Raw genomic sequence first — 25,579 nt, forward strand, 5'->3', positions numbered from 1 at the left:
GACCGTAGGAACACGCTATTATTGCCCTCCTCCAAGGACTCAGGATCAAGGACACGTCATGCGCATCGGTTTTCTGTCACCCCTGGCACTGGCACTGCTCGCGGGTATGACCCAACAGGCCCAGGCCAGCTCCGACGACTCGTGCTACCCCGATTGGCGGGTCTCGCGTGACAGTCTCGACGCGTGCAGCAACCAACCCTTCCTCAACCCGGGCAACGACAGCCGCGTCAACCTGCGCCTGCTGCTGGCGGACAAAAAGGCTGCGCCCCTGGCGCCCAATGCCTTGAGCGAAGACGACCTGGTCCAGGGCTTTGGCCCGGTGCCCTTCCCGGTCTATCGACTGGCGCCTATGCGCAGCACAAACGAAGAACCCGACAACAAGCCGGACGACTCGCGCACCGCCGAACTCGACACGCTGCTCCAAGCTCTGGGCATCAAGCGCGACGAGTACAAAACCGCCGGTGAAGCGTTCCTCAATGGCGAGGGCAGCCGCTGCCGCAGCAATGACGATGACAGCGCCACCGCATTTATCAGCCAGGTGATCAAGGCTGACATGCCGGCGGCCGAGCGCGAGGTGCTGGTGAAGGCGCGTTTGCAGTTGCTGACCGCCTGCTCCTGGGACGGCCAAGTGGCGGACGCCCAGCAGATCCAGTCCGCCGACGGCCAGCTGTTTCGCACTTACCTGCAGGCCGCCGCCGACTTCTACAGCGGTCGTTTCAGTGACGCCGAACGCGGTTTTGCCGCTGCCAGCAGTAGCAATGTGCCTTGGCTGCAGGAAACCGCGCTGTACATGACGGCGCGCACTTCTTTGAACCAGGCCCAGGCTGAAGCCTTCGACGAATACGGCATGCCGCGTCTTGAGCATGTGGATAAGTCCGCCCTGAGCGATGCCGAAGAAGGATTCCTCAACTACCTGAAAACTTATCCACAGGGCGATTACGTGGCCTCCGCCCGTGGCCTGTTGCGCCGCGTGTATTGGCTGGCGGGTGACAACACCAAGCTCGCCGAGGCCTACGCCTGGGCGATGACTCAGGCGACTGATACGCAGCGCAATGTGTCGGTGGACGAACTGGTGGAGGAAGCCGACCTCAAGCTGTTGATGGTTAATAGCGAGACCGTCACCACGCCGATGATCCAGCTTGTCAGCGACCTGATGGTGATGCGCGGTGGCAACCAGCCTGCCCTGTCCCGCGCCGACTTGGAGAAGCAAAAAGCCGCATTCGCCAGCGCGCCGGAGCTGTACGACTACTTGCTGGCGGTGTGTGCGTTGTACATCGAGCATCAACCGGACGCCGCCTTGAAGCAGTTGCCCCAGAGCGTGCCGTCGAGCCTGAACTACTTCGCCTTCAGCCAACAGACCCTGCGCGCACTGGCCCTGGAAGCCAAGCAAGACTGGAAAGGCGCCGAAGCACTATGGCTGCAACTGCTGCCCCTGGCGAAAATGCCGCTGCAACGCGACCAGCTTGAGCTGGCGTTGGCGATGAACTACGAGCGCAGCGGCCAGTTGGCCAAAGTGTTCGCCGCCGATTCGCCGATCAGCGCCAAGCAGGTGCGCTACATTCTGCTGCGCAACGTTGCAGGCCCTGAGCTGCTGCGCCAGCAGATCGCCCAGGCCAGCGACCCGCTGGAACGCCAGACCGCGCAATTCGTGCTGCTCTACAAAGACCTGCTGCGCGGCCAGTACGCGACATTCGCCGAGGACCTCAAGCAACTGCCGGTCGCTGCCCCTGAAGATAAGCTGGGTACCAGCTTGGGCTACGTCTACAGCGCCAGCCAGACCTTGAAGCTGTTCCAGTGGAATGGCGATAAAGCCGAATCCGGCTACGCCTGCCCAGCCATCACGCAAACCGCCGCCGTCCTGCAAAATGACGCGAAGAATCCACAGGGCCTGAACTGCCTGGGTGAATTCATCCTGCGTAACGGCCTGGACGGCATGCCATTGGAGCAGGCGCGCGCCGCCGGCAGCCTGGGCAGCACCGCATCGGACTTCAAGGGCGAAACCTTCTCGCGCCTGGACGGCTACAAACAGGTGATCGGCAATACCAAGGCGCCGAAGAATGACAGGGCCTACGCGCTGTTCCGCGCCATCAACTGCTATGGGCCGTCCGGCTACAACAGCTGCGGCGGGCAAGACGTTGAGCCCGCCGTGCGCAAAGCCTGGTTCCGCCAGTTGAAAAGCAGCTTTGCCGACACCCAGTGGGGCAAGTCGCTGCAGTACTACTGGTGAAACACCTGTGGCTAGGCTTGCTGTTACTGGCAAGCCCGGCCTTCGGCGCCGTCGACGCCCGCAACTATGACGCCTTTTGGCTGTGGAGCGGCGTCACCACACAACCGGTGCTCAAGCAGGCCAAAACCCTGTACATCCTTCAGGGCCAGATCAACGCCACCCGCCGCGCGCCAGGGCGCGGCGTGCAGATGATCGCGCAGGGCATCAGCGTGCCGCGCATCACTCAGGGTGAAATCTGGATCGTCTACCGCGCCCACACCCTGCGCTGGCCAGAACAGGTCTACCGTCAACTGCTCGGCCAGGTGCAACGCTGGCGTGAAGCGGGCAACCCGGTCGTCGGGATCCAGATCGACTTCGACGCCCGCACCCAATACCTGCACGAATACGCCGACTTCCTGCGCGACCTGCGCCAACGCCTGCCGGCCGACCTGCGCTTGAGCATCACTGGCCTGATGGATTGGAGCAGCAACGCCGACCCGGCCGCCATTGCGCAGCTCAAAGGCGTGGTGGATGAAGTGGTAGTGCAGACCTATCAAGGGCGGCACAGCATTCCGGATTACGCGGCGTACCTGCCACGAATGAATAGGCTGGGGTTGCCGTTCAAGATCGGGCTGATTCAAGGCGGGACGTGGGAGGAACCTGGGTATTTGCAGCGGAGTGAGTGGTTTCGGGGGTATGTGGTATTTTTGCAGAACCCTTGAAACACTCCCCCTCAACCGGCGCCCCACACCACGCCTGTCACAACCCACCCCCATCCCAGCAGCCCAACCACTATTGCAACCCAATTGGCGCTCGTGAGATGCGTGTTTCTCGCCCCGTCGGGGTCATGCTCCAAATGATTAATCGCATCTTGCAACTGCAACGCCAGCGCGACCTGCAACATTGCGATGCAGGCAGCTACAGCGAGTGCGGCGAACGGTGAAAGCAGCCACAACACCGTGAAGGGCAAACACCCGCACACAAAAATCGCCACCGCCAGGCAACGTGGCCACCAGTGGTAGGCGGACTCGCCCTGCTCCAGTTCACGCATCACGCTGAGGATCAGCGAACAGAAATAGCACGCCGGAAATAGCACCCGAACCCAGGGCCATAGCCTCTTGCCCGTGGCCCGCTGATAAAACGTCCATTGTCGGTAGAGCCAGTAGACGAAGTAGCCGCCCAGCGTCAGCAGCATCATGACGAGGAATTTGCGCGGGGCCACGACCAGAAACATCGGTTCACGAACCGGCATCCAGCTCAGGCTGGAGCGCGGTGTGGCATAGGGATTTTCGGCGATGGACATGGGCAGTATCTCGCGAGGGTTGCCAGCCGAAGCTAACGCTCGCGAGACGTTCAAAGTTCACACCCCACTCAATCAGGAGGCCTCCTACAACCGATTACCTACCAGTCGTAGGTCAGGCTCGACACCACCGTGCGCCCTTCCCCGTAGTAGCAATCCAGATTACTGGTGCACTGCGACACGTAGGTTTTGTTAGTGAGGTTCTGCACGTTCATCGCCAGTTTCACGCCTTTGAGCTTGAGCGGCGAACGGCTCAGGTCGTAGCTCAGGCTGGCGTCGTAGACGCTGTAGGACGGCACGTTGAAGGCGCCTTCGTAGTAGTCGCCCAGGCTTTGGCGCGCGTAGCGTACGCCCAGGCCTGCGCCGAGGCCGGCCAGTGGAGTGTCGCCGAGCACGGTGTAATTGACCCACATCGATGCGGTGAGCGGCGAGATGCCGGCAGGGTGGCGGCCTTGGCGGCCGTCGTTGTCCTTGGTGTATTTGATGTCGTTGCGCGACGCCGATGCGACGATGTCCCAAGCGTCGCTAAGCGCAGCCTTGGCTTCCAGCTCCACTCCGCGTGAACGCATGGCGCCGCTTTGGGTGCTGAAGGTGGTGTCCACGGGATTGGTGGTGAGCACATTTTCCTGGTCCAGTTGGTAGACCGAAACCTGCACGAAACTCTTCTGGCCGGGCGGCTGGTACTTCACGCCGACTTCGTATTGGTTGCCGGTGGACGGCTCGAACGGCTTTTGGTTCGCATCGGTGCCCGCCAACGGCAGGAAGGATTCCGTATAACTGACGAAGGGTGCCAGGCCGTTATCGAACAGGTACACCAGTCCCGCACGCCCAGTGAACGCCTGGTCTTTGCTGGCGAAGCGGGTATCGGTCAGGGGTTCTTTATTGACCACGTTGGCCCAGTCGTAGCGACCGCCGAGGACCAACGCCCATTTGTCCCACTTGATCTGGTCCTGCACGTAGAGGCCGGTCTGAGTGATGGTGCGGTCCCAGCGATACGGCTGGCCAAAGTTCAAGCGCTGGCCATAGACCGGCTTGAACAGGTCGATGATCGGCGGGTTGCGATCGTACAAACCATGGAACTGCGAGTTGGAATGGTAGTAATCCAGGCCGAAGATCATGGTGTGGGAGAACGCACCCGTGTCGAATTCGGCCTGGGCGATGCTGTCCACGCCAAACACTTTGTTGTTCTGCGCCCAGTCCACACCGAAGCGTTGCAGGTAGCGTTGGTCCTGCACGCCGGTGACCGGGTTGGCGACAAAACGGTAGCCGTGCAACGGTGCGGTGTAGCGGTCGTCGACCTCGGCGTAGCGTGCGTTCTGCTTGAGGGTCCAAGTGTCGTTGAGGCGGTGGGAAACCTCGTAGCCCAGCACGTATTGCTCGCGGTTGTACTGGTTGACGCCCGGTTCACCTATGAACAGGTCGCGCTTGATCTTGCCGTTGGGGTTGTCCCACAAGGTGCCGGACGCCGGCAAGCCTTGGGCTTCGGGCACGCCTTTGTCTTTCTGGTACTGCGCGAACAGCGTCACGTTGGTGTCATCGTTGGGCCGCCAGGTGAGGCTGGGCGCGATGAACTGGCGTTTGTTTTCGACGTAATTGACTTCGTCCTGCCCATCGTTGGCCAGGCCGGTGAGGCGATACAGAAATTGCCCCTGCTCATCCAGCGGGCCGCTCAGGTCGATGGCCGCGCTTTTATGCTCGTAGGTGCCGGCTTCCAGTACCACTTGGTGTATCGGGGCTGCGCTGGGTCGCTTGCTGACCATATTGACGATGCCGCCGGGCTGGTTCTGCCCATAAAGCACCGAGGCCGGGCCCTTGAGCACTTCGATGCGCTCCAGGGAATACGGCTCGATCTGCAACGCGCCCCCGGTACTGCCGCCGCCGTAGGGCAGGTGCAAACCATCGAGGTAAAGCGGCGTGGGCGAGAAGCCCCGGGAAGTCGGCTCATCGAACAACTTGACCCGGTCGGCGAAGCCGCCAGCGCTCATGCCAGGGGTGTAGAGCAACGCCTGGGTGACGCTCTGGGCGCCACGCGCCTTGATTTCGGCGGCGGTGATCACGTTGATCGTTTGGGGGATTTCCACCAGCGATGAGTCTGTCTTGCTGCCGGACGCACTGCGCGTTGCCACGATGCCATCCACCGGGCCCCAGGCACTTTCCTGCGCTTGCTGGCCGCTGATCTGGGTGGCGCCAAGCTGCAAAGGCCCGCCATTGGGAACCGCCTGCAACGACCAACCACCCTGGGATTGCACCGCCGACAAACCGCTGCCCGCCAGCAGCCGTTCCAGGCCGGACCCGACCCCGAAGCGCCCCTGCAAACCGGCACTGCGCTTGCCTTCGGTGAGCGTGGCGTCCACCGACAGCAAGATGCCCGAGGCACTGGCAAAGCGATTCAGCGCCTGGTCGAGGCTGCCAGCCGGAATGTTGTAGCTGCGCAGCGTCTCGGCGCTTTCTTCGGCATGAGCGAAAGTCGGTACCATCGGCACCGTCGCCAACAGGCTGACAAACAAGCCACGGCGCAGGGCGCGGGCCAAGGGTTGGATTGGGTGGTGCGGCATTGCAGGACTCCCCGTGAGAACGCTTCTTGATTGGCTTTCAAGAGGTATCCCGAGCGGGACGCAAAAACCGACAAGCACGCCTGAAAAAATGTTCAGACCCGCGCCTTGATCGTCACCCAATAGCGCGTGACCGCCTGCACCTGTACCGGCAACGAACGCTCCAACGCGGCGAGAATGGCGTCGGTATCGTTCAGCGGAAACACGCCGGTGAGCAACAAGCCCGCCACCGCCTGATCACACCGTAATAACCCCGGACGATAACGGCTCAGTTGCGCGACAAACTCACCCAGCGGTTGGCGCTCGGCGATCAGGCGGTGTTCGGTCCAACTGCTGGCATTGGCGCTCACCGCCGCCAGCGCCGAGCTTTGGCGCTGGTTGAACCATAGGCTGTCGCCCGCATTCATCTGCACGGCTGCGCCATGCAACGGGGTGACGCGCACGCGACCTTCGAACAGGTCGACACGGCTGCCGTCGGGCAGCTCGCGCACGGCAAAGCGCGTGCCCAGCGCCTGCACATCACCCGCTGGGGTTTCGACGATTAAAGGTCGAACCGGGTCGTGCCCGCTGGTCAGCAAGATCTCACCCCGGATCAGGCGGATACGCCGCTCAGTGCTGCTGAAACGCAGGTCCACCGCACTGTCGCTGTTGAGGTCCAGGCGCGTGCCATCGCTCAGGGTGACGTGACGAATCTCACCGGTGTGGGTGCGATATTCGGCGAACGCGGCTTGCCAGGGTTCGCTGCGTTGCACCAAGTAACCACTGCCGCCGGCCATCAACAACACGCCCAGCAGCTTTAGCGCCGCGCGGCGCTGGGTGTCCGGTGTGTCGCGCAACACTGCGCGGGCGCTGTCGGCGGGTACGGTCCCAAGGGTGTGTTGCAAGTGCTGCAAACGCTGCCAGGCACGCCGGTGTTCCGGGTCGGCGGCCTGCCAGCGGGCAAAGGCCTGGCGTTGTTCGCCTTGCAGGTCGCCGCCCCATTGCAGCATCAGCCACTCGCTGGCTTGCTCGACAATGGCCTGGGCAATAGGCGCGTCATGTTTCATTCTTCGTAAGCTACTTGGTAGCAAGCCACAATCGCACGGGTCATGTATTTCTGCACCGAGCTGACGGTGACGCCCAAACGCTCGGCGATCTGTGCATAGCTCAAGCCTTCGAACTGCGACAGCAGGAATGCGCGGCGCACGTTGTCAGGCATGCGGTCGAGCATGGCGTCGATCCGCATCAGGGTTTCGAGGATCAGCGCGCGGGTTTCCAGGGACGGCGACTCCGGCTCGGGCAAGTGCGCGATGCTTTCCAAATAGGCGCGCTCAATGCGCAGGCGCCGCCATTGGTCGATCACCAGGTTGCGTGCGATCTGCGCCAGGTAGCTGCGGCTTTCCTTATCGCCGGGGAAGCGTCCCGACACCAGCAGGCGCAGGAAGGTGTCTTGCGCGATATCGGCGGCGTGTTCGCGATCGCCCAGGCGCTTGCGCAGCCAGCCTTGGAGCCAGCCGTGATGATCGCGGTACAAAAGATGAAGCTGTTGCTGGCCGTCAGTCGCGGTGTCCATGAAAAGCTCAGATACACTATTGAGAGCAATTATCATTACACCTTATTTCGCGACTGACAAAAACTCTTTGTAACTCAGCGCCCAGCGGCTTGCAGCGGGTACACCGATTCCCAGCCGCCACCCAAGGCTTTGTACAGGCCAACCATCGCCAGGGACACACCGGTGGAGCTTTCCACCCACTGCTCTTGCGTGGCCAGCAGCGCGCTTTGCACGGTCAGCACGTTGACGAAATCCACCACCCCTTCAACGTACTGATGCTGCGCGGTGGTCAGGGCGATCTGGTTCTGGCGCACGGCTTCAGCGAGGCTGTCGCGCCGCAGTTGGCTGGCGTTGTAGCGGGTCAGCTGGTCGTCGATCTCATGCCAGGCGCGCAGTACGGTTTGCTGGTAGGCAAGCGCCGCTTCCTGTTGCTGGGCTTCGCGCAGGTTCAGCATGCCTTGCAAACGCCCGCCATTGAACAGCGGCAGGCTGAACTGCGGGCCGAAGGCAAACGCGCGTGAGCCCCAGGAACCGAAATCCGAGAGTTGCATGGCCTGGGAACCGAGGCTGCCGGACAAGGTGATGCGCGGGTAAAAATCGCCCTTGGCTACGCCGATGCTCGCGGTGGCAGCGTGCAGCCGGGCCTCGGCCTGGCGGATATCCGGGCGACGCTCGGCCAACTCCGACGGCAAGCCAATTGCAACCTGGCGCTGGGTTTGCGGCACGGCGGCGTCCTTGGACAACTGCGCGTGCAAGGCTTGCGGCGGCTCGCCCATCAGCAGGCTGAGGGCGTTGATCAGTTGGTCCTGACGCTGTTGCAAATCTGGCAGGCGCGCTTCGATGGCGGCGACTTGGGCAGCGGCTTCGGCCACATCCAAATCTGTCGCCACGCCGTCAGCCAAGCGCAACTGCGAAAGCTTGAGGCTGTGGCGGGCGACGTCGAGGTTTTGCTCAGTGACGGCGCGGGTGTTCTGTACGCCGCGCAGTTGGATGTAGTCCTGGGCGGTCTCGGCCAACACTGACAGCAGCACAGCGCGACGGTCGTTTTCAGCCACTTGCAGGGTGGCGTCGGCGGCTTCGGTTTCACGTTTGACGCGGCCCCAGAAATCCAGCTCCCAGGAGGCGGAGAAGCCCATGTCCCATTGATTGAAGGCCGAACGGCCGTTGTTGCCGGACGGGTCGCTCAGGCCTTTGCCACTGTTGCGTTGGCGTTGGTAGTCACCGGTGGCATTGACGTTGGGATAGCGCTCGGCAGTGGTCACTTGGCGTACGGCGCGGCTTTGTTGCAGGCGGCTGCTGGCCAGTTTCAAGTCGAGGTTATCGGTGAGCGCGCGACGCGTGAGGGCCGAGAGTTGCTCGTCGTGGAACACATCCCACCAGCGTTCCTGCAGCGGGTCGCTGACGGCGCGGCTGGCCGCCTTGCGGCCCTGGGGTTCGCTCCATTGCGCCACTTGCGGGCTCTGGGGTTTCTGAAAGTCCGGGCCGACGGTGCAGGCACTCAGGCTGATGATGCTCAACGTGAGCCAGGCAATTTGTTTCATTGCTGGGCCACCTCACGCTGCTGCGCGACCGGCTGAGTGTCGACGCTGGCTTCCACCGACATGCCGACCCGCAGGCGCTCGGTCAGCGCCTGACCCGGTTCGAGGACGATCTTCACGGGAATCCGCTGCACCACCTTGGTGAAGTTGCCAGTGGCGTTGTCGGGTTTGACCGAAGCGAACGTCACCCCAGTCGCAGGCGCCAGGCTTTCCAGATGCCCGTTGAGCAGTTCACCGTCGAGGCTGTCGACGCGCACCTGCACGGCTTGGCCGGCGTGCATATGGGAAAGCTGGGTTTCCTGGAAATTGGCCACCACGTAGGCCTGTTCCAGCGGCACGACCGCGAGGATCTTGCTGCCCGGCGTCACATAGGCGCCGACCCGCACCGCACGCTCGCCGACCATGCCATCCACTGGCGCGACGATGCGCGTGTACGACAGTTGGTAACTGGCCAATTCCAGCGCGGCCTGGGCGCGTTTGAGCCCACCTTCCGCGGCATCGCGCTGGGCCGTGAGGATTTCCACTTGCTTGCGTTCAGCCGCCAGCACCGCCGTAGCACTGGCCAGGCGCGCGGTGGCCTGGTCGATGCGGGTCTTGGCCTGCTGGGCGTTCTGTACGGTGCCGGCGCCCACACCGGCGAGGTGGTTGTAGCGGTTCAACTCGTGTTCGGCGAAGGCCACTTCGGCGCGATCCGCCGCGACAGTGGCCTGGGCCTGGGCGATGACTGAGCTTTGGCGTTCGAGGGTGGCGGTGGCGTTTTTCAGTTGGGCTTGGGCGACGAGCGTGTCGGCGTCAGCCGCCTGGGCGGCGGCGCGGAAATCGCGGTCGTCGATCAGCGCCAGCAGTTGCCCGGCCTTGACGCGCTGGTTGTCTTCCACCAGCACCTCCTTGATAAAGCCCGCCACGCGCGGTGCCACCAAGGTGAAATCAGCGGCGACGAAGGCGTCGTTGGTGGTCTGGCGCTTGCTGCCCAGCAGGCCCGGCGCGGCCAGGTACACCAGCACACCAACGGCAAACACGGCGATAACGGAGACGGCAATTTTGTCTTTGCGTTTCATGAACAGTCCTTTCAATCAAGTCGGAGCGCGGGGCGGAAAGATCCGCGTGGGCATCCAGAAAATCAGCAGGATCAACGCCACCGCGACCGCGGCCATGACGTAATAGAGATCCGAAGAGGTCAGCACCACCGCCTGCTCGTGCAGGCGGTGCGCCAGGCCCGACGCGTCGCCATCGACCAGGGGCGAGTTGCCCAGGCGGTCCACCAACATCGTCGAGTGAAAGTGCAGGCGCTGGGTGGTCAGCGCATCGAGCACGCCCGTGGCAATCACGGCGGCCAAGCCCTTGACGGTGTTGAACCAGGCGGAGGCGAACGGCCCGTCCATTGGCTGGATGCTGCCGGTGGAAAGCATCAGCAGCGGCAACACGGCCATCGGTTGCCCGAAGATTTGCAGCAGGTACAGGCCGTAAAAATCGTCGCGAATCCATTCCGAGGTCAGGTGCGCGCTGCCTATGCAGCACAGCACCAACATGCCGAGGCCAATGCCCAGCACCCAGCGGCAATCGACCCACCGCAGGTTGCACAGCGCCGCCACCAACGGCAGTGCAATCAACTGCGGCAGCGCCATCAGCAACATCACCGGCGCAGTTTGCAGGGGCCGGTAACCCTGGACCTGGGCGAGGAAACTCGACGGGATGATGATCACCGAGGTCAGCACCATCAGCACGCCTGCCAGCACGATCAAGGCGAACGCCAGGTTGCGCAGGCCAAGCATCTGCAGCTTGAAAAACGGCATCGGGTGCGACCATTCATTGACCATGAACAGCACCAGCAACACGCCGCCGCCGCTCAGCAGGAACGTGATCAGCCCCGACTCGAACCAGCCCAAACGGTTGCCTTGCAGGATGCCGATCACCAGCATGCAGATCGCCGGGAAGCCCAGCAGCAAGCCACGCCAGTTGAATTGCTTGAAGCGCTCCAGGCGCAGCGGGTCTTGCGGCAGGCCGTAGGCCACGGCGGCCATCGCCAACAGGCATGGCCCGACGATCTGCCAGAACGCCCACTGCCAGCCGACATATTCGGTCCACAGCGCCGCCAACGGTGTGCCCAGGCTGGGACCGAAGGTAGCGGTGAGCGCATAACCGGCCAGCCCGTACAACTTGACGCTGGCTGGCAGGAAGCGCAGCGCCACGGTCATCAACATCGGCGGTAATGCACCGCCCGCCAGGCCTTGCACGGTGCGCAGCACCAACAGGCTTTCGTAATTCGGCGCGAACGGACACAAAATGCCGAGCACGGTGAACAGGCCGATGGCGCACAGGGTGAAACGCCGCAGCGAAAAAGTCACCGAACACCAGGGCGCAAAGGCCATGGCCGACACGGAGGTGGCGGTGTAGGCCGCAACCAGCCAGGTGCCTTCGTCAAACCCGATGTATAGAGCGCCGCGAATATCTGCGAGGGCCACCTTGGTGACCATCTCGTTGAGACCGGAGACCAGCACCGCCAACAACACGCCGACCAGGCCGATGATGATGCGCGGGCCGAATACGGGCGGGGTGATGGCAGTGGGCTTGGCTGCGGCCGCAAGGGTGGGGGCAGCGAGGGAAGTCATGAACAGGTAACTCGGAATGGTCAATACCCGAGCAGTTTAATCAGGCACACATATGACAAAAAGTTACTTGTTGGCAGGTTATAAGTGCGCCAGACGCAATCCTAAAAATCTGCGCAAACTCCTGTGGGAGCTGGCTTGCCTGCGATGGCGGGCTGTCTGATACACACTGGTTAATTGACCCACCGCTATCGCAGGCAAGCCAGCTCCCACATGGACCGTGCTCGCTTTAGATTCAAGTGGGTTGGGCTTCGAGCCAAGTGGCGTGGCAGCTTTCGCGCATGGTTTCGCGCAGCCATTTATGGGCGGGGTCTTTGTCGAATCGCGGGTGCCAGGATTGCGCCAATACCAGCGTGGGCAGCGAGATCGGCAAGGCGAACGCGCGCAGTGGCAGTTTCAGGCGATTGGCGCTCAACAACGCTTCCTTGGGCACCGGCAGGATCAGGTCGGAATCGGGCAGCATGAACATCGCGCCGTGAAAGCCCGGAGCGATCATCGCCACCCGGCGCTCAAGGCCCTGGGCGTTCAGCGCGGTGTCGATCGGCCCACGGGCAATGCCGCGCCGCGAGATGCTGATATGGGAATAGCTGGCGAAGCGTGCCGCGGTGATTTCCTCGTCGAACAACGGGTGGTCTTCCCGCGCCAGGCCGACGAAGGTCGTGGAAAACAGGTTTTGCACCTTCACTTCGGGGCTGGTCGGCGTGGTGTTGCTCACGCGCAAATCCAGCCGCCCTTCGCGCAGGGCCTCGTCGTCGGTGTCGCCTTCGGGCACAAAGCACAGCTCGCACAGCGGTGCCATGCGCTCCATGGTGTCGAACAGGCGACCGCCATACACGCCGATAAAAAAGTCATTGGCGCGCACGCTGAAGCGGCGGCGCAAGGTGCTCAGGTCAACCTGGTCCGCCGAGCGGAACAGCAGCGCCGCCTGCTCCACCACATTGCGCACCTGGCCCTGCAACTGAAGCGCCTTGGGCGTCGGCACCAGGCCGCGACCGGCGCGTACCAGAATCGGGTCGCCCACCGCTTCGCGAATCCGAGTGAGGGTGCGGCTCATCGCGGCCGGGCTGAGGTTCATCCGCCGTGCGGCGCCGACCACACTGCCCTCATCAAGCAAGGCGTCGAGGGCGACCAACAGGTTCATGTCCGGTAGCTGCATGCCAGGCACTCGTGATCAGTGGGGAGTGAACTTGGCGCAATCGTAGCGTATTCAGCGTTGCATGCCCCAGCGTTTCACCGTCAGCCGCTCAAACGTGTCAAACACCAGGTTTTCCACCAGCAACCCGATCAGGATCACCACCGCCAAGCCAGCAAACACCTTGTCGGTGTACAGCTCGTTGCGGTTCTGGAAGATGTACCAGCCCAGACCACCCTTGCCGCTTGTTGCACCGAATACCAGCTCGGCGGCGATCAGCGTGCGCCAGGCAAACGCCCAGCCGATCTTGAGGCCCGCGAGGATCGACGGCAGTGCCGCCGGGATCAGGATGAACAGCACAAAGCGCATGCCCTTGAGGCCATAGTTGCGGCCGGCCATGCGCAGGGTCTCGGACACGCCGAGGAACCCCGAGTACGTGTTGAGCGCCAACGCCCACAGCACCGAATGCACCAGCACGAAAATCAGGCTGTTCTGCCCCAGGCCAAACCACAGCAGCGCCAGCGGCAACAGCGCGATGGCCGGCAGCGGGTTGAACATCGAGGTCAGTGTACTTAGCAGGTCGCGGCCCAGTTGGGTCGACACCGCCAAGGTGGTCAGGGCAAACGCCAGCACGATGCCGATCAGGTAGCCCTTGATCAGCACCACCAGCGAGATGCTGACTTTGCTGAGCAATTCACCACTGAGCAGGCCGTCGTAAAGCGCATGAAAGGTCTGCAGGAAGCTCGGTAGCAGCAGGTCGTTGTTCTGGTAGCGCGCAACGGCTTCCCAGAGGATCGCGAGCACGATCAAGATCAACCCCTTGCGCAGCCAGCCTTGTTGCCACAGGCGTTGGCGCAGGGGCAGCTCGCGTTCCACGGGAATGCTGAGCAGCGGTTCTAGGGTAATTTCGTATTCCTGGCGCATTGGGTTGACCCTTCAGTAAGCGATGCGAATATCGGCAAAACCCAACTCACGTTCGGCTTCGGGCGCTTCATCGAACAACAAGCGATGAATCCGCCGCGCCGACGCCTGGAACGCCACGCCACCGAGGCTGTGCAGGTCGTATTGATGGCTGTGGATTTCCGCGCGCACACGCCCGGGATGGGGCGACAACAGCAGGATGCGATTGCCCACCACCAGCGCTTCTTCGATGGAGTGGGTGACAAACAACAGGGTGAAGCGCACCTCCTCCCAGAGCAGCAGCAACTCCTCCTGCATCTTGCGCCGGGTCAGCGCGTCGAGGGCGGCGAAGGGCTCGTCCATCAGCAGGATTTTCGGCTGCATGGCCAAGGCACGGGCGATGGCGACACGGGCTTTCATGCCGCCGGACAGGGTGTGTGGGTAGGCATCGGCAAAGGCCGTGAGGCCGACTTTGTCGAGATAATGCAACGCACGTTCTTCGGCTTCAGGCCGCTTCAAGGTTTTCGACGCAAGCAGTGGAAACATCACGTTCTGTTTGACGGTTTTCCACGGCGGCAGTTGGTCGAATTCCTGGAACACCACGATGCGATCCGGACCAGGTTGTTCGACCTTTTGGCCCAACAGGCGGATCTCGCCTTCGCAAGGCTTGATAAACCCGGCGATGGACTTGAGCAAGGTGGATTTGCCGCAGCCCGAAGGCCCGAGCAGCACGTAGCGGTCGGCCGGGTCGATCTCGAAACTCACCTGGTGAGTAGCCCGCACCACGCGCTCAGGCGTGCGGTATTCCAGGCTGACGTTATCCACCGCCAGTAACGGGGCGGTGGTATGCAGGTTGCTGGCCGTGTGGCCTTGCAAGGGTGCGTTCATCTCAACTTCCTTGCAGGGGCTTGGCGTCCTGGAAGAAGTAGTCCTTCCACGATTCAGGCTTGTTCTTGATGGCGCCGACGCGGTAGAGGAATTCCGCCAGCGGATAGGTATTTTTCGGCGTGACGCTGAATTCGAACTGCGGGTTATCGATAATTTTCAACAGCGCGGCACGGTCGATCTTGGCCTTGGTCACGCGGATGTAAGTGTCGGCTGCGGCGCCTTTATTGTTCTGGGCGAACTGCGCCGCTTCGGTCAATGCTTCGACGAACGCCCTGTAGGTTTTCGGGTTGTCATTGCGGAATTTCTCGGTGGCGAACAGCACCGTCGGCGAGTTCGGGCCGAGCAGGTCGTAGGTGTTGAGCACCACATGCACGTTCGGGTTGGCCAGGGCCTGGTCCTGGAACGGCGGGTTGGAGAAGTGCCCAGTCAGCTCGGTACCGCCAGCAATCAGTGCCGCGGTGGCATCCGGGTGCGGGACAGCGACGGTGTACTTATCGAGGCGATTGAATGCTTTATCGCCCCATTGTTTGGCGGCGGCGTATTGCAGGAAGCGCGACTGCACCGACACGCCTACTGCCGGTACAGCGATGCGATCTTTTTCGGTGAAATCGGCAATGGTCTTGACCTGGGGATTGTTGCTCACCAGGTAGTACGGAAAGTTGCCCAGGGAAGCGACCGCCTTGACGTTCTGCTTGCCGTGGGTGCGGTCCCAGATGGTCAACAGCGGGCCGACACCGGCACCCGCGATATCGATGGAGCCGGAGAGCAATGCATCATTGACGGCTGCACCACCGGACAATTGGGTCCAGTCGACCTTGATGTCGATACCTTCCTGCTTACCGTATTTTTCGATCAGGTTCTGATCACGAACCACATTGAGCAACAGGTAAACGATGCCGAACTGCTCGGCGATGCGGATCTCGCCTTCAGCCTGCGCAGCCGCCGGTGCAACAAGGCCGCCAGCCAGCAGGCTGACGCCCAGACCGACGGTCGCGGCCAGCCGTGCAAATGGAAGTTTCCTGGACATGGTCATGCTCCGTATCAGAAAGGCGCGTCGCCCTGGATGGTGGTGCGAAACAGCTTGCGGCGCAGGTGGCTCGGGCACCCGGCGGCCAGGTGGATCAGCGAGCGGTTGTCCCAAAACACCAGGTCGTGGGGCTGCCATTGGTGGCGGTAGATGGTGTGGGGCAGCACGCTGTGGGCGTAGAGCTGGGCCAGCAGGTCGCGGCTTTCGTCTTCCGGCAGGCCGACGATACGGGTGGTGAAACCTTCACTGACGAACAGCGCCTTGCGGCCGTTTTCCGGGTGGGTGCGCACGATGGGGTGTACGACTTCCGCCACCTGGGCCAGCTGCTCAGGGGTCAACGTGGGGCGCCAGTTGCCTTCGAATTTGGTTTCGCTGTAACGCGCCGTGTAGGAATGGGCGGCGCTGCGGCCTTCGACGGCTTTGCGCAGGTGTTCCGGCAATTGGTCCCAGGCTTTGTGCATGTCAGCAAACAAGGTGTCGCCGCCTTCTGAAGGCAACTCTTGGGCGTGAAGCATCGAGCCCAGGCTGGGCAGCTCCTTATAGGACAGGTCCGAATGCCAGAACTTGCCCGCATCCCCCAGGCCGATGGATTGGCCGTTTTCGATAATGTTGGAGACGATCAGGATTTCCGGATGGTCAGCCAGCAAGAACTGTTTGAGCACATGGATTTGCAACACGCCAAAGCGACGGCTGAAGGCGATCTGTTGTTGGGGGGTGATGCGCTGATCGCGAAACACCACGACGTGATGGTCCAGGTGCGCACGGTGAATACGCGAGAAATCCTGATCGTTGACCGGGCGCGACAGGTCCAGGCCGATGATCTCGGCGCCAACGCTACCGGGAAATGGACGAATCTCGAACGTTTGGGCGGTTGCGGTCGCTGTTGGAACAGTAGAGGTGGCGGACATGAGGTCACTCCCGGTCAGACAGGGAAATGACTTTATAGATATAAGAACGGCATTTTAAATACCGTTAGTGAATATCGATATACGGGAATGTGGTGACCAAACCCCGCGCGCTTGGCGCCAAGGGAATAAACTGCAGTGTCGAAGTGACGAGCGCTTAGCTGCCTGTACTGCAATTTCCCGCTCGATAGCAGGCGAGTTGAACCTGAATGCGTAAGACCCGATAGAGGCTGGCTGTGGGTGCTCAGAGCGTTATGTTGAAGCGCTTACAAGCCGAAACTGTGCGCGTTTGACAAGCCTATGGTCAGTCTCTAGTGTGCATTGGATCCAATTAGCCATGCCCATTCTAATAAGGAGCATAACGTAACCGTGACGCAGAAGCCGACCCCTTTGAACAGCATCAAGATCAGCGGAACGATCCCCGCCCATCTCGCTCGCTCCGTGATTGAAGAAACCTTGCGCAACGCCATCTTGGACGGTCGGTTGCCCTGCGGTACCGCCATGCGCCAACAGGAATTGGCCAGCCTGTTCGGGGTCAGCCGCATGCCGGTGCGCGAAGCCTTGCGCCAGCTGGAAGCCCAGTCACTGCTGCATGTGGTGACCCACAAGGGTGCTGTCGTCGCACCCTTGATCGAGGATAATTCGGCCGAAACCTATGAACTGCGGATGCTGCTGGAGTCTGAAGCGCTGCGCTCGTCCATCCCTTTGCTCACCGAAACCGATATCGCCGAGGCGGACGCCATCATCGTCGCCTTGGAGCAGGAAAAAGACTACACCGAGATTGGTCGCCTCAACCGGCTGTTTCACATGGCCTTGTATGGCAAGGCCCCGAACCAGCGGCTGCTCAAATTGGTGGAGCACGGTTTGAACGAGGAAGAACGTTTCCTGCGTTACAACCTTGAGGCCATGGGGTTGGGCCAGACGTCCCAGGAGGATCACCGCGAACTGCTGAGCCTGGTGGCACAGAAAAAAATCGAAGAAAGCATCCTGACGCTGCGCAATCACTTGATGCGAGGCATGGAGGTAATCACGGCATACCTCAATGGCCTGGATGCCGGCGACAAAAAAGGCACGTAATAAGCCTTCCAGCTTTCCTGTCTCGATCTTGCAGTGTTGCGGGGTTCCCTAACTAACGGTTAGTACCCCGCCCCACGAAACTTCCCACTTTCAATAAAGACACTAACTTACAGCCCATATTATTTAGAAAAACTTCTAACACATTTGTATGCTCGCCAAATTGTTTAACCCGCTTATCATCTTTTATTACTAAACCAGACACTTCACTCGATGCTGCAGTCGCCTCATTAGAAGCGCCTTGCACGCGTACGGCTGGTCCATACCTATTCACTTCTTGCCAACTACAAGAACTCATCGCTGTTTTTTCACAGCAGACGCAATAACTTATAGGCACCAACCATGCATCAACCGTTACTTGAAACAGCAAAATTGCAGTTATGCAGCCATTCGTTATTTCCAGAAATAACTTCCCTGCGCAAGTTACAACTTTTTATGGAAAGCCACATATTTGCCGTCTGGGACTTCATGACCCTCGCCAAACGTCTGCAACGGGACCTGACCTGCACGCGTCTGCCCTGGCTGCCACCTGCCGACACGCAAGCCGCGCGCCTGATCAATGAGGTCGTGCTGAGTGAGGAGTCAGACGAGCATCCCGAGGGAGGCTATTGCAGCCACTTCGAACTCTATCTGGAGGCCATGGCCGAAGTGGGCGCCAGCACCTCGCCGATCAAACGCTTTGTTGCGCTGCAACGCCAAGGCATGGAAGCGACTGCCGCCTTGCGTGAGGTAGAGATTCTTCCCGGCGTGGCCCGCTTCGTCAGCGACACATTGCATCTCGCGCTGAACGCGCCTACCCATTGTGTGGCGGCAACATTCCTGCACGGTCGCGAGCATGTCATCCCGACGATATTCGAGCGCATCCTGCAATCTGATGAGCTTATCCATCGCCACGCGCCGACACTGTGCGCTTACCTCAAGCGTCACATCGAATTGGACGCCCAGGATCATGGCCCAGCAGCAGAGCAGTTGCTCCAACACCTTGTCAGTGCAGACCCGGCGTACCCGCAACAGGCCAACAATGCCGCCCTCGCGGCCGTGCAAAGCCGTATTGCATTCTGGGATGAGGTTCAGGCCTCGCTGCTGGAGGTGCACCCATGAGCGCAGCCGACTACCACGCCATTGCCGACGACTGGGAGCGCCGCGCAACCATCCGCACACGCCCTCGCCGTTTGCTGGAAGACGATGACAAGCTCATCTACCCGATGTGCCGCCAGCCCTTGGTGCTCTGTGCAACCTTCCTCGAACACTGCCCGCAATGGCGCGATTTCGTGCTGGTGCAAAGCTTCTACAAATTCATCAACGACGTGGTGATCTTCGAGACTGAGATCGTCGACAAGACTGCGCGCAGCATTGCCAAGAATCGCTTCTCGGTGCCCTTCCCGCTTGCCTGCCGCGTAGATGCGATGACCGTTGTCGTGGACGAGGACTACCACGCACTGGTTGCGTTGGATTTCCTGCAGCAAACCGTAGCCATGACCGGCATACAACCGTTGCAACCGCCAAGGGAAATTGAATTGAGCCGTGCGTTGCCTGCGGCCCAGGCCAAGGCGCCAGCCCACCTGCGCGATGCAATAGCACTGATTGGCGTGGCCATTGCCGAAAACACCGTGACCCACGATGTGGCGGCGTTCGCCAAGGACACCAGTGTTAAAGCGTCGATCCGTGGCTTGATGGCCGATCACCTGTTTGATGAGGGCCGCCATGCGCAATTCTGGACACGGCTCGTACGCCTGTATTGGCACACGGCGAGCGCGGAAGACCGCGACAGCATCGCTCAGGTGCTGCCGATATTCCTGGCTCAGTACCTGACGAACGACCTGCAAAAAAACTTCGACCTGCACTTGATCGAACACCTCGATGCCAGCGAAGGCCTGCGCAGCGCATTGCGCGATGAAGTGACGGCACTGGCGTTCCCGATCACCCGTCGGCACCCGCTGATGGACAACATTCTGGGTTTCCTGCAACACAGCGGCTTGCTGCAAACGCCGAGTGTGGCGCAAGCGTTGGGCAATTACTTGCCGGTGTCCGGGAGGCTGACATGAGGCGCCTGACCATCGGGTTTGCTGGCACCAGCAGCGCCTTGGGCGCCATCAGGCAAGCGCTGGAACAGTATGGGCATGCCTTGAGTGATGAAGGCATCGACTTGTTGATCGATGACGGCAGTCAGTCGCTGCGGGACCCAGCAGATCAACTCCCGGTGTTCAGCCTGCGCCTGGGTGTTGGCCCGGTAACCGAATGCGGGCTACCCGCGCTGCAACTGCGCGCCTATGGGCCCAACGGGCGATTATCGGCTGTGCTTGGCATCACCGAAGAACCCAGTGGCAACGGCCAACGGCTGCGCCAGCAGGTAACCCATGCCTTGGTGGAGTGGGTCGCGCTGCACGTCAGTGGATTCTCGCGGGACACTGGATATTTTTCTGTGAGCGCGGCCGCCAATGAATGGCCCGAGCAAGGCTTGGACGCGCTTGACGCGCTGGCATTTGTCCATCGATTCAACCGCACAGAAGACCCTGTTGTCATGCGGGAAGCCCAGGTGCCCGTGATCGAACAGTTGCAGGCCAGCCTTCGCACCTTCGCCGATCGGCCGGCGCTGAACATCGCCGGCAACACAGTGATCTATCGTCAATTGCAGCTTCACGCCTTGGCGATCCAGCAACAACTACAGCCGTTGCTGGCGACTGGGCAGGCGCCAACGGTGGTCGGCGTGTGCCTGGAAAAATCCATCGAGTTGTACGCCAGCATTCTTGCGGTGATGGGCTGCGCAGCCGTGTATCTGCCGATGGGTCCGGACCACCCGGTTCAACGCCATCAGGCCATGCTTGAGAGCGCGCAAGCCAGGGTATTGCTTGACGCGGGTCAGCATCCCTTGCGGGGACGCTTCACTGCACTGGATGTCAGCAAGGTCGACCCGCGGAGCGCCGACGTCATGCGTCCGTTGGTGCAGACTCGCCCGCGCCCCGACGGTCCTTGCATGACGCTCTTTACATCAGGCACCACCGGTCAACCCAAGGGTGTGCTGCTCAGCCAGACCAACCTGGCGCATTTCACGGCCTGGTTCAGGTCCTGTATGAGCCTGGATGAGCTGAGCCGCGTCCTGCAATTTTCGCCATTGAGCGTTGACGCTTCGCTGATCGATATTTTCCCCAGCTTGTTAGCAGGGGCCGAGTTGATTGTCCCCAGCGCAGAGCAACGACAGGACCCTCAGCAACTGCTGGATCTGCTTCAACGGCAGCGCGTCACCCACGCCTTCCTGCCGCCTGCGCTGCTGAGCATTCTGCCGCTCGATCAACCGCTGGGCCTGACGCACCTGCTTACCGGCGGCGATGTGTGCGAGCCCCATGTGATCGAACGCCTCGCGGGGCACTGCCAGTTTCACAACCTCTATGGGCCCACGGAGGCCACGGTGCTGGTCACCCATCGCACGCTGCTCCCCGGTGATAGCAACCGCAACGTCGGAAGCCCCATCGCCAACAGCCAGGTGCTGATCCTTGACGAGAACCTGCAGCCGGTAGATGAACAGGTCATAGGCGAGGTCTATATCATCGGCCCTGGGGTGAGCCTGGGGTATGTGAACGCGCTGCAACAGCTTGCCAGCCCTTTCGTGGAACTGGCAATGCCAGGGGGCCAGCCGCTGCGGGCTTACCGCAGCGGCGACCTGGCACAGTGGACCGCCGACGGGATCGTGCTGGGGGGGCGGCGTGATGATCAGGTGAAAATCCGCGGCTTTCGGGTCGAACCCCAAGAGATAGAGCAGTGCTTGCGCAATAGCCGGCTGTATCGCCAGGTCGCAGTGGTGATCGACCATGACCGCAGGATCCGTAGCTTTGTCGCTCAACCCGAACCGGGGGCCACCTTGGCGGCCCTGCAGCAACACGCGCGACAGTGGCTGCCGGATTACATGCACCCCGGTTTCTGGAGCCTGTTGCCGCACATGCCATGTTCCAGCAACGGCAAGGTCGACCGGGCAGCATTGCTCGCATTACCGGCTCAATCCGTTTTGCAGACTCCCAGCAACGCGGCGCAAACCCCACTTCAGATTCGATTGACCCGCTTGTGGATCGAGCTGCTGGCGTTGCCCGTGGATGAATTGTCCATCGATGAGAGTTTCTTTGAACTCGGCGGCCATTCGATTTTGCTGTCGACACTCTTATTGCGTTTTCGCGAACAATTCGGCCGCAGCTTCTCGTTGAGCCACTTCATTGAGGCGCCGACTATTCGTACCCTCGCAACATGGGTGGAGGACGGGGAAGGACCCGATGCGCCCTCTAGTCAGGCGGTTCGCGACGCACAACAGGAGTGGTCACTCAACATCCTTCCCGAGAACCGCGCAGGCGACCCGCACAAAGTGATCGTGACAGGGGCCAACAGCTTTGTTGGTGTGCATATCGTCGAGGCGTTGCTGGCCGGTCATGCAACCCAGGTGGCATGCCTGGTGCGTGAGGAGCCGGGGCATTCGGCGATGATGCGGTTTACCCAAGCGTTGCGCGAGTACCGCCTGGATCATCTGGACCTGAGCCGGGTGCAGGTATTCGCCGCCGATATCAGCCTGCCTCGATTGGGGTTGGCCAACGACGCTTACGACACGCTCACTCGGGACTTCGGTGTGCTGGTGCACAACGCGGCACGGGTCAACCATGTGATGGACTACGCATCACTGGCCAGGGACAACGTTGACCCCATCTTCGAATGCCTGCGCCTGTGCGAGACGCACTGCAAGAAGGTCTTCAACTTTATCTCGACGCTGTCAGCCTCAAGCAGCTTGGACACCCAGGGCTATGTCCTTGAGGCACCCGCCGCGACCACGCTGCCGCTGTACATCAAGAATGGCTATAACCTGTCCAAATGGGTCGCCGAGCGGCAACTGGGACGTGCGGTGGAGCGCGGAGCCTGGGTGAACATCCATCGCCCCGGCAATATCAGTTTCCACAGCCGCACGGGGGTCTGCCAGCCGCAGAAAAATCGGCTGATGCTGATGCTCAAGGGCTCACTTCAACTTGGCCTGGTACCGCGGCTGGCGTTGAATTTCGACCTGATGCCGGTGGACTTCCTGGCTCGTTTCATTGCATTCCACTGCGCCGGCTTTCAAGCCAATCGCAGTGTGTTCAACCTGCATAACCCACAACCGTTGAGCTGGGCGCATTACCTGGATGCTTTCAGCCGAGCGGGTCACCGGTTCAGGCGGGTGAGCATTGCACATTGGCAACAGGCGCTACGAACGGTCAGCCAGAACAACGCACTGTTTGGCGTGCTTGGTTTTTATCTCGAGCGCCTCGACGAAGACATCGGCGACACCTCAATGATCCGCCACGACAACGCGCGACAGGGCGTCCAGCAGATGGGGGCACACTACCCCGAAAAAGATTCGGCGCTGTTGAGCAAAGGCTGCAATTACCTCAAGGCCATTGGCTTTCTTTGAACGCCTCAGGACAACCTCATGAAACCACTGCAACCCGATACGTTAATTCGCAACCCGGACGGCCTGCCGATAGTCGCGTCGGTCGTGGTCGACTGCCATGCCTCCCGTCTGTGGAACATGGTCGGGAATTTTTCAGGCTTCGATGTGTTCATTCCTGACCTGACGCATATCGAAATGACAGGCACAGGTGTAGGCGCCTTGCGTACAAAATTTTTCCGCGATGGCAACTGTGTGGTGGAGCAGCTCAATAGCCGGGACGAGCAGACCATGCATATGACCTGGACCACAATCTATAACACCTTGGGCGTGGCCAGGTTATGGGCGGCGATCGGCGTTGAAGCACTAGGAGTGGAGTGTTCCAGGGTGACATGGACGATTATTGCGCAGCCCATGGATGAGGCAAACGCAGGGTTTGAACAGTTTGTGCAGGACTTCGCCAACAGCGCCCTGGACAATGTCCGTCGGTTGCTTGGCTGAGCGGCAGGAGCGAGGCTACTCGCCCCTGCCCGATCAATCAGCAGGTCAAATCTTGAAACTATCGACCAGTTGCTTCAATCGATTGGCCTGCTGCGACAGTGCATCGCAATCCTTCAGGGTCTCATTGAGATTGGCCACGCCCTGCTGATTCAGCAGGTTGATCTGGTTGATGTCGACGTTGAGCGTTTCCACCACGGCTGTCTGCTCTTCGGTAGCGGCGGCGACGGACTGGTTCATGCCGTCGATCTCGACGATCCGCTGCGTCACGCTGACCAGGCGCTCACCCGCCTGGTTGGCGACCTCGACGCTTTCTTCACTGGAGGCCTGGCTGGCATTCATAGTGGTAACAGCTTCACGCGAGCCCACTTGCAGTGAGGTGATCATTTTGTGGATCTCTTCGGCGGACTCCTGGGTGCGGTGAGCCAGGTTGCGCACCTCGTCGGCGACCACCGCAAAACCTCGACCAGCCTCACCGGCACGTGCCGCTTCAATGGCGGCGTTGAGTGCGAGCAGGTTGGTTTGCTGAGAAATACCCTTGATCACATCAAGGATGTGACCAATGTTGTCAGTACTGGCGTTCAGGGTTTCGATCTGTGTGCAGGACAGGCTGATCTTCTGCGACAGTGCCGACATTGCAAGGATGGTTTGCTCCACCACTTTGCGCCCATCATCGGCCTGCTCACTGGCTCCGCTGGCGTGCTGCGAGGCATCGGCGGCGTTACGCGCGATTTCCTGGGTGGCGGCGCCCAGTTCGTTGATCGCAGCGGCCACGCTGTTGGTGCGCGCGCTTTGCTCGTCGGAACCGATGATAGAGGCATTGGACGAGGCCATCACACGCTGGGACAAGTCGTGCACCTGGCGCGTTGCCGAAGACACTTCCGAAATCGATGCGTGGATGCGTTCTACGAATTGATTGAACGCGCTGCCGACTTCGCCGAACTCGTCCTTGCTGGTGACAGCCAGGCGACGGGTCAGATCACCTTCGCCCTGCGCAATGTCCTGCATCGCCACCCCCATGGTGGTCAGAGGCCGCAGCAGCACTTGGATGAGCACACTCAGGAGCACGGCAATCGCAACCACGGCGATCAACATGGCAATCAGCGCGGAAGTACGGAACTTACCCAATGCTGCGTAGGCTTTGTCTTTATCAATCGACAGACCGATATACCAATCTGCGCCGGGCAAGCCGCTGATCGGGGTAAATGACAGGATGCGGTCCTGGCCGTTGAGAACGACCTCCTGACTGACCTTCTCGATGCGTAACTGAGTGCCGGGGTAGATGTCTTTGAGGTTTTTCATCACCTGCCCTTGATCAGGACTGACGATGACTTGGCCGTCGCCGCTGACTAGGAACGCATGGCCGATGCCGCCGAAGTCTACCGAGTTGATGATTTTCACCAAGGTCTGCAGGCTCAGGTCACCGCCGACTACGCCGAGCAATTCACCGTTCTTTTTCACCGGCATCGCGATGGTCACGATCTGCCCACCCACTGCGGCCATATACGGTGGTGTAAGCATGGGCTTGTCCGCAGCCACTGCCTGTTTGTACCAAGGGCGCTGACGGGGGTCGTAGCCGTCGGGCATTTTCGCGTCCGGACGTTGCGTAAACACGCCGTTGGTTTGGCCAACATAGGTGAACTGGAAGTTTGAGGTGAACGCCGGTTGATCGACCAGACCAGGGAGGTCGGCAGCACCGCCTTGATGGGCGACGTTTTGCGTGAGGCTTTCGAGCACCAGTATTCGTCCGCTAAGCCAGTTCTGCACACTGCTGGCGGTGAGCTCACCTGATTGCTCGATGGACGACTCTAGGTTCTGCTTGATGGTACTGCGCTGCAGGTAGTCGTTGTAGAGGGTAAATAACGCGAAGGCCAGAACCACAACGCCTGACGCGGCCAACAGAATTTTATGACTGAACTTGAGATTCATTTCATCGACTTCTTTTGCCAAAGGGGGGTTAGCGTGCCGAGTGGAACATTCCATGTAACGTTATAGGCGGACTCTTGGGCCGCTCTATTTCGGTGCAC

At 60.8% G+C, this 25,579-nt stretch carries 20 protein-coding genes; 7 read left to right on the plus strand and 13 right to left on the minus strand.

Annotated elements, in window-relative coordinates:
• Nucleotides 1–58: 58 nt before the first annotated feature.
• On the plus strand, nucleotides 59–2,227 hold the full coding sequence (locus BFP95_RS24200) for an outer membrane assembly lipoprotein YfiO (protein ID WP_065910830.1): 2,169 nt from the start codon (nucleotides 59–61) through the stop codon (nucleotides 2,225–2,227).
• Nucleotides 2,224–2,928 carry a DUF3142 domain-containing protein gene (locus tag BFP95_RS24205; protein WP_065910831.1) on the plus strand — a complete coding sequence of 235 codons (705 nt, stop codon included), beginning with the start codon at nucleotides 2,224–2,226 and terminating at the stop codon, nucleotides 2,926–2,928. Before BFP95_RS24200 ends, BFP95_RS24205 begins: the two co-directional genes overlap by 4 nt.
• Before the next feature lie 11 nt (nucleotides 2,929–2,939).
• Here BFP95_RS24205 and BFP95_RS24210 read toward each other — a convergent pair whose 3' ends face one another.
• From BFP95_RS24210 to BFP95_RS24265, 12 genes are all read right to left on the minus strand, one after another.
• The gene (locus tag BFP95_RS24210) at nucleotides 2,940–3,509 is read right to left on the minus strand and encodes a hypothetical protein (protein ID WP_065872819.1); all 570 of its coding nucleotides are present in this window, start codon (nucleotides 3,507–3,509) and stop codon (nucleotides 2,940–2,942) included.
• A 98-nt stretch (nucleotides 3,510–3,607) separates the two neighbouring features.
• Nucleotides 3,608–6,061, minus strand: a complete 2,454-nt coding sequence (locus BFP95_RS24215) for a TonB-dependent siderophore receptor (protein ID WP_065879691.1) — start codon at nucleotides 6,059–6,061, stop codon at nucleotides 3,608–3,610.
• 92 nt (nucleotides 6,062–6,153) lie between these two features.
• Entirely contained in the window at nucleotides 6,154–7,104 is a 951-nt protein-coding gene (locus BFP95_RS24220) for a FecR domain-containing protein (protein WP_065872821.1), read from the minus strand.
• On the minus strand, nucleotides 7,101–7,610 hold the full coding sequence (locus BFP95_RS24225; protein WP_065872822.1) for a sigma-70 family RNA polymerase sigma factor: 510 nt from the start codon (nucleotides 7,608–7,610) through the stop codon (nucleotides 7,101–7,103). The genes BFP95_RS24220 and BFP95_RS24225 overlap by 4 nt, the downstream gene beginning before the upstream one ends.
• Nucleotides 7,611–7,684: 74 nt before the next feature.
• Complete coding sequence (locus BFP95_RS24230; RefSeq protein ID WP_065910832.1) at nucleotides 7,685–9,130, minus strand: efflux transporter outer membrane subunit; 1,446 nt, start codon at nucleotides 9,128–9,130, stop codon at nucleotides 7,685–7,687.
• Entirely contained in the window at nucleotides 9,127–10,185 is a 1,059-nt protein-coding gene (locus BFP95_RS24235; RefSeq protein WP_065872824.1) for an HlyD family secretion protein, read from the minus strand. Before BFP95_RS24235 ends, BFP95_RS24230 begins: the two co-directional genes overlap by 4 nt.
• Nucleotides 10,186–10,200: 15 nt before the next feature.
• Nucleotides 10,201–11,736: an MFS transporter gene (locus tag BFP95_RS24240; protein ID WP_065910833.1), complete on the minus strand. Its 1,536-nt coding sequence runs from the start codon at nucleotides 11,734–11,736 to the stop codon at nucleotides 10,201–10,203.
• Between the two features lie 232 nt (nucleotides 11,737–11,968).
• A complete protein-coding gene (locus BFP95_RS24245; RefSeq protein ID WP_065872826.1) occupies nucleotides 11,969–12,889 on the minus strand; it encodes a LysR family transcriptional regulator in 921 nt (306 codons plus the stop codon).
• A 51-nt stretch (nucleotides 12,890–12,940) separates the two neighbouring features.
• Entirely contained in the window at nucleotides 12,941–13,789 is an 849-nt protein-coding gene (locus BFP95_RS24250; RefSeq protein ID WP_065872827.1) for an ABC transporter permease, read from the minus strand.
• A gap of 12 nt (nucleotides 13,790–13,801) precedes the next feature.
• A complete protein-coding gene (locus tag BFP95_RS24255; protein WP_065872828.1) occupies nucleotides 13,802–14,653 on the minus strand; it encodes an ABC transporter ATP-binding protein in 852 nt (283 codons plus the stop codon).
• Between the two features lies 1 nt (nucleotide 14,654).
• Nucleotides 14,655–15,680: an ABC transporter substrate-binding protein gene (locus BFP95_RS24260; protein WP_065910834.1), complete on the minus strand. Its 1,026-nt coding sequence runs from the start codon at nucleotides 15,678–15,680 to the stop codon at nucleotides 14,655–14,657.
• Between the two features lie 14 nt (nucleotides 15,681–15,694).
• Nucleotides 15,695–16,588: a TauD/TfdA dioxygenase family protein gene (locus BFP95_RS24265; protein WP_065910835.1), complete on the minus strand. Its 894-nt coding sequence runs from the start codon at nucleotides 16,586–16,588 to the stop codon at nucleotides 15,695–15,697.
• A 366-nt stretch (nucleotides 16,589–16,954) separates the two neighbouring features.
• Between BFP95_RS24265 and BFP95_RS24270 the strand changes: the two genes are divergently transcribed.
• The 5 genes from BFP95_RS24270 (at nucleotide 16,955) to BFP95_RS24290 (ending at nucleotide 23,555) form a co-directional block, all read left to right on the plus strand.
• Nucleotides 16,955–17,662, plus strand: a complete 708-nt coding sequence (locus tag BFP95_RS24270) for a GntR family transcriptional regulator (RefSeq protein ID WP_065872831.1) — start codon at nucleotides 16,955–16,957, stop codon at nucleotides 17,660–17,662.
• A 339-nt stretch (nucleotides 17,663–18,001) separates the two neighbouring features.
• Nucleotides 18,002–18,760 (plus strand): DUF3050 domain-containing protein, encoded by a 759-nt coding sequence (locus tag BFP95_RS24275; RefSeq protein ID WP_065872832.1) that lies wholly within the window; start codon nucleotides 18,002–18,004, stop codon nucleotides 18,758–18,760.
• A complete protein-coding gene (locus BFP95_RS24280) occupies nucleotides 18,757–19,704 on the plus strand; it encodes a diiron oxygenase (protein ID WP_065872833.1) in 948 nt (315 codons plus the stop codon). The genes BFP95_RS24275 and BFP95_RS24280 overlap by 4 nt, the downstream gene beginning before the upstream one ends.
• Nucleotides 19,701–23,078, plus strand: a complete 3,378-nt coding sequence (locus tag BFP95_RS24285; RefSeq protein ID WP_065910836.1) for an amino acid adenylation domain-containing protein — start codon at nucleotides 19,701–19,703, stop codon at nucleotides 23,076–23,078. The genes BFP95_RS24280 and BFP95_RS24285 overlap by 4 nt, the downstream gene beginning before the upstream one ends.
• An 18-nt stretch (nucleotides 23,079–23,096) precedes the next feature.
• Nucleotides 23,097–23,555 carry an SRPBCC family protein gene (locus BFP95_RS24290; protein ID WP_065872835.1) on the plus strand — a complete coding sequence of 153 codons (459 nt, stop codon included), beginning with the start codon at nucleotides 23,097–23,099 and terminating at the stop codon, nucleotides 23,553–23,555.
• Nucleotides 23,556–23,600: 45 nt separating this feature from the next.
• On the opposite strand, the gene BFP95_RS24295 is transcribed toward BFP95_RS24290, so the two are convergent.
• A complete protein-coding gene (locus tag BFP95_RS24295; protein ID WP_065872836.1) occupies nucleotides 23,601–25,481 on the minus strand; it encodes a methyl-accepting chemotaxis protein in 1,881 nt (626 codons plus the stop codon).
• Nucleotides 25,482–25,579: the final 98 nt, after the last annotated feature.

Source organism: Pseudomonas sp. 58 R 12 (genome assembly GCF_900005865.1).
In the GTDB taxonomy this organism is placed as follows: domain Bacteria; phylum Pseudomonadota; class Gammaproteobacteria; order Pseudomonadales; family Pseudomonadaceae; genus Aquipseudomonas; species Aquipseudomonas tritici.

What these genes read in the sequence shown, in the direction of transcription:
- BFP95_RS24200 (WP_065910830.1), top strand. Translation starts at nt 59, where the DNA reads ATGCGCATCGGTTTTCTGTCACCCCTGGCACTGGCACTGCTCGCGGGT.
- BFP95_RS24210 (WP_065872819.1), bottom strand. Translation starts at nt 3,509, where the DNA reads ATGTCCATCGCCGAAAATCCCTATGCCACACCGCGCTCCAGCCTGAGC.
- BFP95_RS24215 (WP_065879691.1), bottom strand. Translation starts at nt 6,061, where the DNA reads ATGCCGCACCACCCAATCCAACCCTTGGCCCGCGCCCTGCGCCGTGGC.
- BFP95_RS24220 (WP_065872821.1), bottom strand. Translation starts at nt 7,104, where the DNA reads ATGAAACATGACGCGCCTATTGCCCAGGCCATTGTCGAGCAAGCCAGC.
- BFP95_RS24225 (WP_065872822.1), bottom strand. Translation starts at nt 7,610, where the DNA reads ATGGACACCGCGACTGACGGCCAGCAACAGCTTCATCTTTTGTACCGC.
- BFP95_RS24230 (WP_065910832.1), bottom strand. Translation starts at nt 9,130, where the DNA reads ATGAAACAAATTGCCTGGCTCACGTTGAGCATCATCAGCCTGAGTGCC.
- BFP95_RS24235 (WP_065872824.1), bottom strand. Translation starts at nt 10,185, where the DNA reads ATGAAACGCAAAGACAAAATTGCCGTCTCCGTTATCGCCGTGTTTGCC.
- BFP95_RS24240 (WP_065910833.1), bottom strand. Translation starts at nt 11,736, where the DNA reads ATGACTTCCCTCGCTGCCCCCACCCTTGCGGCCGCAGCCAAGCCCACT.
- BFP95_RS24245 (WP_065872826.1), bottom strand. Translation starts at nt 12,889, where the DNA reads ATGCAGCTACCGGACATGAACCTGTTGGTCGCCCTCGACGCCTTGCTT.
- BFP95_RS24250 (WP_065872827.1), bottom strand. Translation starts at nt 13,789, where the DNA reads ATGCGCCAGGAATACGAAATTACCCTAGAACCGCTGCTCAGCATTCCC.
- BFP95_RS24255 (WP_065872828.1), bottom strand. Translation starts at nt 14,653, where the DNA reads ATGAACGCACCCTTGCAAGGCCACACGGCCAGCAACCTGCATACCACC.
- BFP95_RS24260 (WP_065910834.1), bottom strand. Translation starts at nt 15,680, where the DNA reads ATGTCCAGGAAACTTCCATTTGCACGGCTGGCCGCGACCGTCGGTCTG.
- BFP95_RS24265 (WP_065910835.1), bottom strand. Translation starts at nt 16,588, where the DNA reads ATGTCCGCCACCTCTACTGTTCCAACAGCGACCGCAACCGCCCAAACG.
- BFP95_RS24275 (WP_065872832.1), top strand. Translation starts at nt 18,002, where the DNA reads ATGCATCAACCGTTACTTGAAACAGCAAAATTGCAGTTATGCAGCCAT.
- BFP95_RS24280 (WP_065872833.1), top strand. Translation starts at nt 18,757, where the DNA reads ATGAGCGCAGCCGACTACCACGCCATTGCCGACGACTGGGAGCGCCGC.
- BFP95_RS24285 (WP_065910836.1), top strand. Translation starts at nt 19,701, where the DNA reads ATGAGGCGCCTGACCATCGGGTTTGCTGGCACCAGCAGCGCCTTGGGC.
- BFP95_RS24290 (WP_065872835.1), top strand. Translation starts at nt 23,097, where the DNA reads ATGAAACCACTGCAACCCGATACGTTAATTCGCAACCCGGACGGCCTG.
- BFP95_RS24295 (WP_065872836.1), bottom strand. Translation starts at nt 25,481, where the DNA reads ATGAATCTCAAGTTCAGTCATAAAATTCTGTTGGCCGCGTCAGGCGTT.